Origin of the sequence: Fodinibius sediminis (genome assembly GCF_900182555.1) — a bacterium.
GTDB lineage: Bacteria > Bacteroidota > Rhodothermia > Balneolales > Balneolaceae > Fodinibius > Fodinibius sediminis.
This window is the reverse complement of sequence record NZ_FXTH01000001.1, coordinates 209,511-224,381: the sequence shown is the minus strand read 5'-3', so window position 1 is coordinate 224,381 and position 14,871 is coordinate 209,511. Positions and strand designations below refer to the sequence as shown.

General features: G+C 51.4%; 11 protein-coding genes. 7 read left to right on the top strand and 4 right to left on the bottom strand.

All coding sequences use genetic code 11. The features are described 5' to 3' along the window. The first annotated feature begins 104 nt into the window (after window positions 1-104). Both FN808_RS00995 and FN808_RS00990 read left to right on the top strand, forming a co-directional pair. Window positions 105-941, top strand: coding sequence for a purine-nucleoside phosphorylase (locus tag FN808_RS00995; protein ID WP_142712670.1), 837 nt, complete (start codon window positions 105-107; stop codon window positions 939-941). A gap of 194 nt (window positions 942-1,135) precedes the next feature. Continuing rightward, the gene (locus tag FN808_RS00990; RefSeq protein WP_142712669.1) at window positions 1,136-1,888 is read left to right on the top strand and encodes a hypothetical protein; all 753 of its coding nucleotides are present in this window, start codon (window positions 1,136-1,138) and stop codon (window positions 1,886-1,888) included. Window positions 1,889-1,987: 99 nt separating this feature from the next. On the opposite strand, the gene FN808_RS00985 is transcribed toward FN808_RS00990, so the two are convergent. Both FN808_RS00985 and FN808_RS00980 read right to left on the bottom strand, forming a co-directional pair. Beyond that, entirely contained in the window at window positions 1,988-2,452 is a 465-nt protein-coding gene (locus FN808_RS00985) for a hypothetical protein (protein WP_142712668.1), read from the bottom strand. Window positions 2,453-2,565: 113 nt separating this feature from the next. Then, window positions 2,566-3,603, bottom strand: a complete 1,038-nt coding sequence (locus tag FN808_RS00980; protein ID WP_142712667.1) for an isoaspartyl peptidase/L-asparaginase family protein — start codon at window positions 3,601-3,603, stop codon at window positions 2,566-2,568. A 156-nt stretch (window positions 3,604-3,759) separates the two neighbouring features. On the opposite strand from FN808_RS00980, the gene FN808_RS00975 reads away from it, so the two are divergent. The 4 genes from FN808_RS00975 (at window position 3,760) to dxs (ending at window position 9,786) form a co-directional block, all read left to right on the top strand. After that, window positions 3,760-6,177, top strand: a complete 2,418-nt coding sequence (locus FN808_RS00975; protein WP_142712666.1) for a DNA internalization-related competence protein ComEC/Rec2 — start codon at window positions 3,760-3,762, stop codon at window positions 6,175-6,177. 88 nt (window positions 6,178-6,265) lie between these two features. After that, window positions 6,266-7,582, top strand: coding sequence for an AI-2E family transporter (locus tag FN808_RS00970; RefSeq protein WP_142712665.1), 1,317 nt, complete (start codon window positions 6,266-6,268; stop codon window positions 7,580-7,582). Between the two features lie 56 nt (window positions 7,583-7,638). Continuing rightward, on the top strand, window positions 7,639-7,857 hold the full coding sequence (gene xseB / locus FN808_RS00965) for an exodeoxyribonuclease VII small subunit (RefSeq protein ID WP_142712664.1): 219 nt from the start codon (window positions 7,639-7,641) through the stop codon (window positions 7,855-7,857). A 6-nt stretch (window positions 7,858-7,863) separates the two neighbouring features. Next, window positions 7,864-9,786: a 1-deoxy-D-xylulose-5-phosphate synthase gene (gene dxs / locus FN808_RS00960; RefSeq protein WP_142712663.1), complete on the top strand. Its 1,923-nt coding sequence runs from the start codon at window positions 7,864-7,866 to the stop codon at window positions 9,784-9,786. A 58-nt stretch (window positions 9,787-9,844) separates the two neighbouring features. On the opposite strand, the gene aat is transcribed toward dxs, so the two are convergent. Continuing rightward, complete coding sequence (gene aat, locus FN808_RS00955) at window positions 9,845-10,456, bottom strand: leucyl/phenylalanyl-tRNA--protein transferase (RefSeq protein WP_246068252.1); 612 nt, start codon at window positions 10,454-10,456, stop codon at window positions 9,845-9,847. 44 nt (window positions 10,457-10,500) lie between these two features. Next, window positions 10,501-12,960: a zinc-dependent metalloprotease gene (locus FN808_RS00950; RefSeq protein ID WP_142712661.1), complete on the bottom strand. Its 2,460-nt coding sequence runs from the start codon at window positions 12,958-12,960 to the stop codon at window positions 10,501-10,503. Window positions 12,961-13,155: 195 nt separating this feature from the next. Between FN808_RS00950 and recN the strand changes: the two genes are divergently transcribed. Next, window positions 13,156-14,868 (top strand): DNA repair protein RecN, encoded by a 1,713-nt coding sequence (recN, locus tag FN808_RS00945; RefSeq protein WP_142712660.1) that lies wholly within the window; start codon window positions 13,156-13,158, stop codon window positions 14,866-14,868. The last annotated feature ends 3 nt before the right edge of the window (window positions 14,869-14,871 follow it).

The following is a 14,871-nucleotide window of genomic DNA, read 5'->3' as shown; positions in this document are numbered from 1 at the left end:
TAGAGGGGGCTCCGGAAGGAAAGGTCTACTTTTTCTATGCTCCTTTTTCTATCTTGGGCCTTCTAAAATTTATCATCCAAACAACTCAATAATTTCACTGCCCTATGCAGCGAGAAACCGTTCAGGAATTTCGAGAAAAACGTGATAAAGCGCTTTCCTATCTCAAAGAGCAAACCGATTTCCGTCCGGATTATCTGATTATCCTGGGAACAGGCTTGGGCCGCCTGGCAGACCAGGTTGACGTTCAGGATACGATATTTTACGATGACATTCCGCATTTTCCGGTTTCCACGGTTGAAAGTCATGAAGGGAGGCTCCTGTTCGGAAATCTCAGCGGAAAAAAGATTGTAGCCATGCAGGGCCGCTTTCACTATTACGAGGGCTATACCATGCAGCAGATCGCCTTTCCGGTGCGAGTGCTTAATGCACTGGATATACAGACAATGATTGTGAGCAATGCCTGCGGGGGCATGAATCCCAACTACAGCAGCGGGGACATCATGTTGATCAGCGATCATATCAACATGCTGGGAGACAATCCGCTTATTGGTCCCAATGATGACGAGCTGGGTCCCCGGTTCCCGGATATGAGCGAGCCCTATACGCAGCGTCTTCAGGATATTGCCGAAGAAGTGGCCCTGGAACGGGGGATAAAGATGCATAAGGGGGTTTACCTGGCCCTGAGCGGTCCTACCATGGAGACCAGGGCCGAATACCGGTTTCTGCGTATGATCGGGGCCGATGTCGTCGGGATGAGTACGGTGCCCGAAGTGATCGCTGCAGTCCATATGGGGATGGAGGTGCTTGGCCTTTCCGCCATAACCGATGAATGTTTTCCCGATGCGCTGGAGCCGGTCAATATCGAGAAAGTGCTAAAAGCCGCCGGCATTGCGGAGCCCAGGATGACCAAGGTTCTTATGGGTGTGCTGGAACGGCTCTGATTGTCCGGAGGGCAAGGCCAGTTGGAATCCTGGGATAAAACGGGTTGCAGGCCCTGTCAAAACACCGGAAAGCGGTGGGAGCCTCCGCGGAGGATTAGTTGGCTATTCCAGATATTTTTAATACCAATTGATTGGCAAATTACGTTATTTATAAAAAATGCCAATGTTAAACTCATCAGCTGGGTGCTGTTGTTATGTTTGCTAATTTCAATGATGATATTTGGGATGAACACCAGTGGGAGGCCCATTTGAATGAGATAGCCAAGCAGAATACCCAGCTCCGGAAGTTCATAGCCCCGGATGCCTCGGATTCAACCCCGAGATGGCTGATTCTTCTCCGGGAAAACCGGGACGAGCGGGAAGCAGTCGATGCATTCATCGAGGAAGAACTGAAATACGAAGATCCCTATTTTGAGGATGACGAAGAGGAGCTGGATGATGATTATGACGATTTCTTATGGGAGGAATGGGAAGAGGAGGAGTTTCTCTTTGATGAGGAGGACGATTTTGACGAGGGAGAGGAATGGAAAGAGCTGAGCGATGAATTTACACTTTCAAGCCACGGCTCTATCGAGATGCTTGATATTTACAATGACTCCCGGGAACTTGCCGTTGGTATCCTGCAGTGGATTGAGTACCGTAATCCCAAGTTTCTAAAAGGGCACTGCACCGACTTCGTGGGCAATGTACTCAAGGTGGGAGCTAAAATCGCGGGGGGATATGCTTTTGGTTTTGAGCGGGAGTTTCTGGGCGGAAATATCGCCTACACCAAGCAGGCCCTCTACTGTGCCAATGATGCGCTGACTATTTTACAGCGGGATCTGAAAGGCACTTCCCTTATTACGAAGAAACAATACCTTGCCTTTCACGAGCAGCTGTTTGAACTCCGGAATGATATCGGCATCTATATTCAAGAGCTTCGTCATCGCTTTTATCACGATATATAGCCAAGCTCAACCGCTCCCGGTCAGCCCGGTCTAATCTTCCGGACTGACTTTTCGCACAATATCGATTGGGATGGGATGTGGATCCCGGGCATTCTGCTGCTAGTCTGTCTCTCCCCACTCAAATACGGCCGTATCTCCCGCGGTATAGGTATCGGAGGTATGGACAACTTCAGAGGGAGTGAATTCCAGGAAACCAGCGTCATCGCGGTAAGACTCGCCGCGTACTATTTCAATTTTACCTTTGCCCGCGGTTATCTTGACCCCTACTTTAACTCCGATGGCAAACTTGTCCGGGTCGGATTCATTGAACACCATTTCTTGATCGGGAAAGACCGTTGCGAATCCACCTCCACCAAGCTCGGTACATCCTTCTTTATCGTAACAGAAGGTTATTTTGTTGTCACTGCCGGTTTCTACCTCCAGGTCCTCTGAACCCGTATTGACGAGGCGAACTCCTAAACTTTTATTTGAAGAGCCCCCATCACTGCCTGTGCTATTGTCTGAACAGCCCGTCAGGGTAGTGAATGAAAAGAAAAGCAGTATAAAAAGATGCTGGATTCGCATAGTGACGATAAGTGTTTATTAATGGATTTACTTCACCCATTAATACGCAGGATTCGGGAAAAAGGGGTCAAAAAATACGACCGGTACTTCTTTCGGGGTGTTGCAAGCGATCCTTATTCCCAGATGGCCACCTCGCGGTTGCCGTCGGCGTCAGCTTTTCCGCGGAACATCCCCTGGGTATTCATATCCATCAGGGTATTTCCATTTTTGTCAACGGCAATCATCCCGGCATCTCCCGGGTTGAGCACCTCGCGGAGCAGATAGGAGCCGGCTTCCCGAAGGGTGGCAGGTTTGTGTTTCATGTACTCGCTGACGGTATGTCCCGATACGGCCTCCATGATACGTTCGCCCCAGCCAGTCATTGAAACAGCAACAACTTCGCTGGCATACGTCCCGGAGCCGATAATGGGAACATCGCCCACGCGGCCATATCGTTTGTTGGTCATGCCTCCCGTAGAAGTTCCGGCAACCAGTTGTCCATCTTTGTCGAGGGCTACGCACCCAACGGTGCCATATTTGTCTTTGTCATAGAAGAGGCCTGATGCAGATGATTGGGCATCACTGTTTTTGATGGCCCGGCGCCAGGCTTTGTAGCGGCGTTCGGTATAGAAATAGTCCTGGTTGACCCGCTCTACCTCCATCTCATCGGCATATTGTTCGGCTCCCTCGCCGGCGAACAATATATGCTTGGAGTTTTCCATCACCAGCCGGGCCAGGGAAATGGGATTTTTTACGGTTCTGACGCCCGTGACGGCCCCGGCATTTCGTGAATGGCCCATCATGATCGCCGCATCCAGCTCATGATCGCCGTCATGGGTAAAGACCGCTCCCTTCCCGGCATTGAATTTAGGATTATTCTCCAGGTAGTTGATAACCTGTTCCACGGCATCTACCGATGATCCTCCATCTTTTAGAATGGTTTCTCCTATGCTCAGGGCCTCATCCAGGTCTTCCCTGTAAGCCTGTTTGGTGGAGTCCGGCATCTCCCTGGAAATTACGCCGGCACCCCCGTGAATCACAATGGCCCACTCTTTCTGAGTGGTTTCACCCCGGGGGGCGGCCGTCTCTTGTTGGTTACTGGATTGAGCGCACCCCGTGAGGAGGATAACAGCCAGAAACTGGATATAAAAAAAGGTCTTGCTTAACCGCATGGATTGTCATTTTGTTGGAGGTCATTGAGAGATTTATAATAAGTACCGATCCCGTGATTTCAAAGCGAGGTGCCGGCCAACCCGCAGGATGCCAGTAATGAGCCGTCGGTGGGTAATTAATCTGTAAGGATAGGCTCCTGAAACGATCATACTTATGTGGATGCTTATCAGACATACCGGTTCCCTTTTGCTTCATACCCGGCCGTGAGGCTGGTGCTGCTATTGGCCACGGGAATTGCACTGGATTTTTATATTGATCCGGATTTCTGGTGGTGGATGGTCAGTTTCGGGGGCATTTTGATTCTGTACCTGATGAGCGAACTTGTTTATGAACGCAGGTTGAACCCCTGGACCTACTATGCAGCTGTCGGCTGTTACCTGTGGATGCTGATGCTCTTTGGGGGACTCTGGCATAGTGTCCTTGATGGGAATGGCAGGTCGGTGGAGGCGGAGGTTATCAGCGCCTACAGCTGGCAGCAGCTGACGTTCAGCGGCGAAGTGTCCGGTATCAGGCCATCGAGCACCGGCAAGTACCATATCGATATTGTGGTAGACAGCACTATCTTTCCGTCAAAGCTGGTATGGGGGAGGGAATATAACCTGCGAGCGGTTTTGGATCTCCGGGAGGTCCGCCTGCCTGTTCCGCTTGAATTGGGTGATTACCTGCAGGTTTCTGCTGTGGTCTATCCACTGGAGGAACCGCGAAATCCGCACGAATTTGACTACAAAGAGTATCTGGCCTCCCGGGAAATATACCTGCAGGCCGGGATTAAATGTATCGGGGCCGTCCGGTCTTCACACCGGCCGTCGATGTGGAATATGCTCCGGCGCGAAGTGCAGTCGTCAGTAGAGCATAATTTCAGCCGTCATGCCGCGCCCCTGGCCAAAGCATTGCTGCTGGGGGATAAAAATGAGCTGAGCCGCGAAACACGGCTTGCCTTCTCCCGTGCAGGCTTGTCGCATATTATGGCTGTTTCCGGATTGCATGTCGGCTTTATACTGGCCCCTTTCTGGGTCCTGCTGCCGCTGTGCTGGAGCATCCCGCACGGAGAAAAAATGGGTCTGTTGATTGTCACACTTTTACTGTTTTTCTATGCGGGATTGACCGGGTTTTCGGCCTCTGTGACACGCGCGTCGCTGACGGGTGGGTTGCTCATCTATGGCCGTCTTTTTCACAAGGTACGGAATTCCAGGAACCTGACGGCTGTGGCGGCGCTGCTGATCCTGCTGTTCTCTCCAGAGGACCTTTTTTCTATTGGCTTTCAGCTCTCTTTCAGCGCCGTCTACATTATATTGTTGGTGGCACCAGTGATAAGTTATGGGCTCCCCGAGTGGGTAAAACACCGCTGGTACGGTACGCCCGTCATGGTTATGGTTATTTCTCTGGTTGTACAGATGGGCCTGTTCCCTCTGCTGGGATATTATTTTGGAGAGTTCTCTGTTGCCGGACCCCTGGCCAATGCCCTGGTAGTACCGGTCTTGGGGATCATCGTGCCGCTTGCCCTGATACTGCTGCCGTTTTCGCTAGTTAGCCCGTGGCTGTCTCGAACGCTCAATATTCCGGTGGATTACTGTTTTCGCCTTTTCGACCGCCTGGTCAAGCAGATCTCCGGCTGGGAGGGGAGCTGGATGCAGGTTCAGGTGGAAGGTGGCATCCAGTTTGTCATATGGGCAATGCTCATCTTTTTCACAGCGGCCCTTCCGATTGCCAAACTGCGGTGGAAGGTGTTCTCGCTGATACTGGCTCTTTTGTGTGTGCCCCAGCTGCACAACCTGTACTTAAAGTTGTACCCCGACACGCTGGTACTGACGGTTTTTGATGTTGGGCAGGGCGATGCCGTTTTGGTGCGGACGCCCGCCGGGAAGCATTTTCTTATAGATTCGGGCCCATGGAAGCCGGGTTACACCAGTGCTGAATATGTAATATTGCCCTATCTTAAGGCCGAAGGTATTGACCACTTGGACGGGCTCTTCCTTTCGCATCCACATGCCGACCACATCGGGGGAACAGAAGAGCTGATCAGGAATCTTTCTGTTGATACCATATATAATTCCGGTTCGGCCTACGATTCCCGGCTGTATCACGCTTACCATGAGCTTGCTGATAAAAAAAGGGTGCCGGTGCGTACACTGAAAGCCGGCAACAGCGTGGTATTGGATGCCGCCACCCGGCTCCTGGTATACGGCCCCGATGGAAAGGCTTCCTCCGTCTCCAATGTGAATAACCGTTCACTTGTATTTGAAGTAGTCTATGGCTCAATGGAATTTTTATTTACCGGCGATGCTGAGAGCGGGCAGGAACAGCGGTTGCTGAAAAAATATCCGGATCTTATCAATACGGATTTCCTGAAGGTGGCCCATCACGGCAGTCGCAGCAGTTCCACGGAAGACTTTCTCAGGGCGACAAGTCCTGAGGTGGCCGTAGTCTCGCTGGGATGGCGCAACCCATTTCGGCATCCTCACCAAACAGCTGTTCAGCGATTGCGCAGAAACACTAACGAGCTGTACTTCACCAGTCTCGAAGGTGCGGTTAAACTGGTTTCCGACGGCCGTGAAATATGGGTCGATCCCTAAAACAAATTGTTTTCTGTGGCGTTCGCAATTATATTATCCACCGTTATCTAATCTATCCAACAGACAAAATGATTTCCAAACAGCTGCTATGAATAAGAATTCCCATGCATGGCTCAATGAACGTGGCCAAATTATTTTGATGGGAGCCGGTGTAGCCGGCCTGCTTTTCCTCATGTATCTGCTGCAGCATTTGATTAACCCGCTGGGTTATGCCCTGTTGATTGGGATTGTCCTGTATCCCATTCGCCAGCAGCCTATTGTCCGTGCACTCTTGTATGCCACTTCTTTCATGGCTGGACTCTGGCTTATTTATGATTCGGGACACTTGCTGATTCCATTTGTGCTGGCCTATGTTATCGCCTTTATTATTAATCCTTTAGTAGAGACGATCGAACGCAGGCAGATTCCGCGGGGAGCCATCGCTACTTTTTTTACAGTGACCAGCCTTGGCCTGATAGGAGGTGCCCTGTTTTTTGCAATCCCTGCCCTGGTCGAGCAGTTATCAAGGCTGGGCAGTCTGCTGAACGGGATGGCCACCGATACTGAAGGGATGATTGAACATGCCGGCATCCTTTCATTTTTTGAATATCTGGGCTTTGAAGCGGAGTATGTGAAAAGCCAGTTGATCGCTCAGATCGATATGCTTATTGATGAATTTTACCTGGGCATCACAACGCTCTCAACGACCTACCTTTATGGCATTGGAAGCGTGGCTACGGTACTTTTCTTCATCATTTTAATGCCCTTTTTATGTTTCTTTATGATCCGGGACTATGAGAAAATCGGCGTATTTGTCCGCTCGCTTATTACCCCGCAGAATGTATCGACCGACTACACGACAAAGATCACCCGTATCGTTGGGGCCTACCTCAGGGGACAGTTTATTGTAGTGCTCATTAGCGCAGTGAACCTCAGTGTCGGCTTCTATCTTGTGGGACTTCCTTATGCGCTGGTGCTGGGCGTCTTTGCGGGACTGACGAATTTTATCCCCACCTTTGGGCTCTGGCTGAGTATCTCAATCTGTACCCTGGTGGGAGCCACGCTGGGAGAGCCCTGGTACCAGTTTCTGCCGGGCATGTATCTTGTGTTTGGCATTGAACAGGTTTTGGAATCCGGGCTTATCGTGCCCCGCGTGGTTGGCAAGCATGTTGGGCTTCATCCCCTGCTGGTGATGGTTTCATTGCTGTTTTTTGGCTTTATGTTTGGTATCTTGGGACTGTTCATAGCGGTTCCCTCCGTTGCTTTAATTTCAATTTTTTATCAGCAGTACAAGGAAACAAAGAAGATTTCGTTTTTGAGTGGCAGTGAACTTGACTCTTTTATCCAGCAGTTTGACCGCGAATCCCAGAAGCAGAAGCGGAAAAAGCAGCGCGAGATGGAAAAAGAATTGGATTACGAAGCCTAAAACTTTTTAATTTATATGTTTGTTTTCCTTTTAATAGATCATATTTGACACGCTTTATGAGCAATAAGGAACCTTTGGGCTTTGAAGAGGCTTTAGCAAGGTTGGAGACGATTGTTGAAGAACTTGAAGATGACTCTATTACCCTGGATAAATCCATTGAACTTTATGAAGAAGGTATCGAGCTGTCTAAGCTGTGTACTGAAACACTGGAAGAAGCCGAACTTCGCATTGAAAAAGTAGCGGAGCAACAGGTTGAAGAAAATGACAATCAATAGACGCGTATGGAATTTGAAGAGATTACCCCGGGTCCGTTACTGGCAAACATTGATTCACCTGCTGACCTCAAAAAACTGAATCCCGAACAGCTTGTGGAGGTATGTGACGAGCTGCGCGACTTTATCATCGATACTGTTTCCATTCACGGGGGGCACTTCGGCGCCAGCCTGGGGGTGGTGGAAATGACCGTGGCGCTTCATTATGTATACGATACGCCCCGGGACCTGCTGCTCTGGGATGTGGGGCACCAGGCATACGGGCACAAAATTCTTACGGGACGGCGCGATAATTTTCACACCAACCGCAGATATGGCGGACTTTCAGGTTTTCCCAAGCGCTCTGAAAGCGAGTATGACACCTTTGGCGTCGGCCACTCCAGTACGTCGATATCTGCGGCCCTGGGTATGGCGGTTGCGCGTGACCTGGACCAGAGCGACAAAAAGGTGGCGGCCGTCATAGGAGACGGGGCCATGACCGCCGGCCTTGCGTTTGAGGCGATGAACAATGCGGGGGCGCTGAACTCTGATATCCTGGTGATTCTCAACGATAACTGTATGTCCATTGATCCCAATGTGGGAGCATTGAAGGAATATCTGACGGAGATCACCACCAGCAAGACGTTCAACAAGCTGCGCGATGAGATTTATGATATGCTTGGTCATTTCAAATCAGCCGGGGAAAAGATGCGAAAAGTTGCATCGCGGCTCGAAAAGGCGGTTACAACAGCGATAACGCCGGGCGGGCTGTTTCAGGCCCTTGGGTTTAAATATTACGGTCCTGTGGACGGCCATAATGTGGATACGATGCGCCGCTACCTGGAGGATCTGAAAGATATACCGGGCCCTAAACTGCTCCATGCAGTTACGGTCAAGGGAAAAGGCTTTGCACCTGCAGAACGAGAGCAAACCAAGTGGCACGCCCAGAGCAGCCCCTTTGACAAGATCACGGGGAAATCGCTGAACCCGGATAAGACGGCCCAGCCCCCCAAATATCAACATGTTTTTGGAGAAGCTATTGTCGAACTTGCTGATGAGAATGAAAATATCGTCGGCATTACGCCTGCCATGCCCAGTGGCTCAAGCCTGTGGCCCATGATGAACAAGTATCCCGACCGGGCGTTTGATGTGGGTATTGCCGAGCAGCATTCTATAACCTTTGCCGCGGGCCTGGCCGCCGAAGGGAAAAAAGCTTTTGCCGCCATCTATTCGACCTTCCTGCAACGGGCTTACGACCAGGTCATTCATGATATTGCTATACAGAGACTGCCGGTGGTATTTTGCATTGACCGGGCGGGCCTGGTGGGAGCCGATGGACCTACACATCATGGCCTGTATGACATCTCATATCTGCGGAGCGCCCCCAACATGGTGGTCTCCTCGCCGCTTAATGAGCAGGAGTTGCGCGATATGATGTATACAGCCTCCACCTATGATGACGCTGCCTGGGCTATTCGATACCCGCGCGGAAGGGCAACGGGCATGGCCTGCCGTGAAGGATTTCAACCTGTGAAAATAGGCAGGGGGGAATGCCTGCGCGAAGGCGGGGATATTGCGATTTTAAGTTTTGGTCCCATGGGCAATTATGTTATAGAGGCAGCTGATGATCTTTCAGAGGATGGTATAGAAGTCGGTCACTTCAATATGCGGTTTGCCAAACCGTTGGATGTAGAGCTCATTGAGCAGGTCTGTAATAGGTACGAACATATCGTTACGATTGAAGACGGAACCAAAATAGGCGGCTTCGGAAGTGCCGTTGCTGAAAATCTGAGCGACAAACCCTATCAGATTCCTGTAACAATTATGGGGGTTCCGGACCGTATCGTGGAGCATGGCACGCAAGAGGAGCTTCATCGTGAGGTGGGCCTGGATCCCGAGGGGATAAAAGCCAAGGTACATGAGGTTCTTAAAATGCACTCCCTGAAGACGTAGGCGGGGGCGCAATGCGGCCTGTCGGAGGGAACAGGTTTTTACATACCGTATTGTATCTTTATTTATCCATGGACTCTTTTCCCGGGGAAACCTTGCGAAAGGAGGCTGATTTTTTCAAGGCTTTTTTTAGTTTCTTGTCGTATTCATCTGCTGAGATTTCAATGCAGCCGAACCGTGCGAGATGTTCGGTCCAAAACTGTGTATCCCAGAGTTCAAACCCACCCTGCCTCAGGGCTTGGTGACACCAGTAAAGCGCTACCTTGGAGGCTTCTTTGGCCCATCCAAACATGGACTCTCCAAAATAGGCAGCGCCCAGGGAAACCCCGTACTGTCCTCCTACGAGTTCCCAGTCCTTGGTGTAGACGCTGACGGCGTGGGCATGTCCCATTTCGTGGAGGTTACAGTAGGAGTCAATAAGTTCGTCGGAAATCCAGGTGGACTTCCGGTTTGCACACGCCTCCATCACGGTTCTGAAGTCCCGGTTAAATTTAATGTGGTAATGATGATTCCGGACAATGCGCCGGACGTTCGATGAAACATGAAATGCTTCCATTGGTATGATGCCGCGATGGCTGGAAGTGTACCATTTGGCCCGGGGGTCCTGGCGCGAATCGGCCATGGGAAACATCCCATTGGCATAGGCGTTCAGCAGTTTTTCTGGTGAAATCATGAAAATTGTAATGCTTTAAGTAATTCAGCCATGGACACTCCTGGTTAATGAAAATGGCACTGCAGGAAGGGCGGGCTGTCGTTTCCGATGGGTGACCCCGGGGGCGGGGGCATGGGCCGGGTGGGAGGCAGGATCTTCCCCTCTTCCTTGAACTGCTCCAGCATGCGGTAGCCATATAAAAGTGAGGCTGCGCGTTGTTCTGTTGGGGCTTCTTCGGCAGCTTCATTCTTTATCCACTCGCGCAGGGCTTCCAGTTTCAGGTTCATGATCGCTCTAACCTGTGATGAAGCGTTCTTGTTGGAGGCCAGCTGCATCATGTGGTACAGAACAACGTGGTTTACAATATTTTGGATGCTGCCCTGGTAGCCTTCGCGGGGCGGAGCCTGCCAGGTATGGACCATCAGGGTATCCAGCATTTCGCCCAGGCCGAGATTATTGATATCCCGGGCCTTGAAATCAACAAGGCGAGCAGCTCGCGAACGATTAAATATCAGTTCAGCTGTCATATGAGCGGCTGTCTCGGCAGCACCCATTGGATCAAAGGCAGGATCGGTATGGCTGTTGAATAGTTCGCGGGAATTATAATAGCCGGGCGGCCGTGGCGGTATGAGCTCGATAATATGAGCAGGCAGCGTAAGTGTCTGCGGTGAGAGGGTTCCCATCAGGGCTCCAAGGGCATTTCGCTGCACCGAATCAGCCACCGGCACCGGATGGGGCTGCCCGTCACCGCGTACATTATAGCTGTAATGCAGTCCGCCGACCAGTTTTGCTGCTGCCTGAATTTGATACCGATGGAAAAGGTAAATGGGCACCAGCACGTCTTCAAGTTTTGCCATGGGCGTCCCGGTTTGTACAGTGGATTCTGAAAAGTTTTTAAGAGCAATGGTACGGACCTCCATGATATGATCCAGCTGTTCAACAGCGTCCTCTCCGTTGTCCCACAGGTGGGACTGCGGATGTGCGCCCCCGGGGGGACGGGCATCCGCATCTGAAATAAAAGCAAGTCCGCGGTCAAGGACAGATGAAATAATACGATTCAGCGTATCTGCCGGGGCGGGTGCGGATGAGAGATCTGCATAGCCGTAAGTTATAGCAGCCCTGTCCCATTCGCCGATGCCGGTATCGTAAGCCCCTTCCAGCTGCAAGGTACTGTCGGCGCCAATGGAAACACGGGGGGCGGGATAATCCATCACCGACGCCCGGCTGTTGGTACTGGCAGCAAAGTTGTGGGCCAGACCCAGGGTGTGGCCTACCTCGTGGGCAGAGAGCTGGCGAATACGGGCCAGGGCCATCTCCAGCATGGGATTGTCGTCACCGTACAGGGCGCTTTCCCTGTAAGGGGCAAGCAGCCCTTCAGCAATCAGGTAGTCTTGACGCACACGCAGCGAACCCAGCAGGACATGTCCCTTAATGATTTCCCCGGTCCGTGGATCGACCACGGAGGTGCCGTACGACCAGCCCCGCGTTGAGCGGTGCACCCAGTTAATCATGTTATAGCGAACGTCCATGGGGTGCGCACTGTCGGGAAGCATCTCGACCCGGAAGGCGTTTTGGTACCCTGCAGCCTCAAAAGCCTGGTTCCACCAGCGCGCACCATCCAGCAGAGCTCCCCGCACGGGTTCGGGAGTGCCCGGATCCAGGTAATAGGTAATGGGTTCCACCGGTTCACTGATACGGGCCGAGGGATTCTTTTTGCGGAGGCGGTGCCGGGTGATAAAGCGTTTTGAAAGGGGCGAACCGATCGGGGTGCTGTAATCCTGGTAGCGGATGCTGAAGTAGCCCGCCCGCGGGTCAAAGGGGCGGGGCCGGAAGTCGTCATCCGGAAGTTCCACAAAGGAGTGGTGCTGCCGAAGCGTAACCGCTTGGGGGGTTGGGGTAACGGATCGGACCTCCTGGCCCGGCTTGTCACCGGTAAAGGTAAGAGTAGCTTCAAATTCGGTATTCTTTGGAAAGTTCAACGTGCCTTCCGGGTAGATGGCCGACCGTGATTTGTCGATGCTGAAGCTTCCTGCATCCCCAGCTCCCAGCCGCCGACCGGCATGGTGAGCATCACGGAGGAGAAAATCAGTGAGGTCCACGAGTACAGCACCGTTTTGTTCGGCGGCAATCTCGAAGCCCCATAAGATTGAACGGGCAAAGGCATCGCGCACAGATTTTCGTTCCTGGCTGTTATCAGTGCTTGCCCGGTAGGAATAGTTGGGTTGCACCATCAGAACTTTCGGACCCCGGCGCTCAAAATAAACAACACGGTTGTCGCCAAGCTGGTTTCGGTCGAGGCCAATATCATTGGATCCCAGGCCGGCCGTTAGGGAGTTGACATAGAGAAACTCATGGTTGAAATGATCAATTTTCAGCCAGATTTTTCCTTCGACTTCATCCCAGTAGTAGGTGAAAAATCCCTCGTTCTGGGTAAATCCCTGCGTTTTTTCCCTTATAGAAGGATGCTGCGCAAAAAGAGTGGTACAGAGGATCAGTAGGATTGGTAAAACAGCCAGACGTTTCATAACAGGTAAATTTATTTCCTTTCAGTGCAATCGTAATGAATTAAGAGCTTTTGCGCAACAGATTGCTCTGCTGATTTTAGGATAACCCGAATGCAAAAGCTGTGTTCCGACGGTCGCTCGACAAAAAATGGTTCTGAACGCAGACTTTCTGTCTGTTGCTTTGTACATTATGTGTGCATTAACTGAAGAGCTGCTATGATACAATCGCTATATATAAAAGACTTTGCCCTTATTGATGAGCTGAATGTTTCTTTCCGGGAGGGACTGAACATTCTGACCGGGCAGACCGGGGCCGGCAAGTCAATTATTATCGGAGCGCTGAATATGATTTTAGGTGAGCGGGCCGATACGGAGATGATCCGACAGGGGGCCGACAAGGCTATCACGGAGGCCATTCTGAAGATCGACAGGCCGCCGGAGCTTGAGTCCCTTCTGCAGGAAAACGCCGTAGAGCTCAGACCTGAATTGATTCTACGGCGCGAGATCCGCTCTTCCGGCAGTCGTGGATTTATCAATGATACACCGGTGACGATTACCGTGCTGAAAGAGGTAGGTGACTTCCTGGTGGACCTGCATGGGCAGCACGACCATCAGCTGCTGTTGAAAGAGGATAACCACCGCGGGGTCATTGATGCTTTTGACCGGGTTGATCCAAGGCTCAGTACCTACCGGCAAGAGTATAATAAGATGCGTTCCCTGCACAACAAGTTGCAGAAACTCAAAAAACGGGAACAGGAACTCCAGGAAAAAATTGAACTGTACCAGTTCCAGGTACAGGAGCTTGAGGAGGCGGAACTTGAACCACATGAAGAGGAGGAGCTTGAGGCTGAGATGCACCTGCTGGATAATGCTGAAGAACTGGACCAGAAGGCCGCGTCTATTGTGAGGCTTGGACAGGATGATGACCGTAATGTGGTGGGGCTTCTGAACCAGATTAAGTTGCATCTTGAAGATATTGCTCGTATTGAGCCTGAATTCGAGAATTACCTGCAAGAGATTACCTCGGCGCGTATTACGATCCAGGAGACGGTACAGTTTGCCGAGCGCTATCGCAGTACTATCGAGTTCAATCCCAACCGGCTGGAAAAATTGCGCAGCCGGCAAAATGAATTGAACCGACTGCGTAAAAAATATCACCGCACGATTCCCGAGCTGATAGAGTATCTGCATGAAATCCGAAAAGAGCTGAGTTTGGCCGAGAATTTTGACCTGGAGATTGAAAAGATTGAAGCACAGATAAGCGAACAGTCGGAGGTGTTGGCACAGGCCGCCCGGGAGCTGCATAATGCCCGGAAGGCTGTTGGCACAACCGTCAGCCAGCAGATTGAGAAGGAACTGGAAGAGCTGGGCATCCCGCATGCCAATTTTGACGTGCGCGTTGACTGGATGTATGCTACTGAAGACAACGGCTGGATTACGGTGGAGGGGCAGCCGGTTACATGCACTGAGCATGGGTGTGACGATGTTCGTCTGTATATTTCCACGAACAAGGGGGAGGAGCCCAAGCCGCTGGCCAAGATTGCCTCCGGTGGAGAAATAAGCCGGGTCATGCTGGCCCTGAAATCAATTATTGCCCGTGAGCAAAGCCTGCCGGTAATGATCTTCGACGAAATAGATACCGGCATTAGTGGAGAGATTTCCGAGAAAGTGGGACGTACCATGCGCCGGCTGTCAGAAAAGTGCCAGATTATTGCCATCACGCATCAGCCACAGATTGCCAGCCAGGCGCACAAGCATTACAAGGTGCACAAAGTGGAGGAGGACGGCCGAACCATTTCTCAAATTGTGCCGCTGGATTCCGAAGAGCACATCCGGGAGGTGGCAACCTTGATGAGTGGTGAGATGATTACGGACTCCACCCTGAATAGCGCCCGTGAGCTAATTGAAAAAAATACCTTTTCCAATTGATTC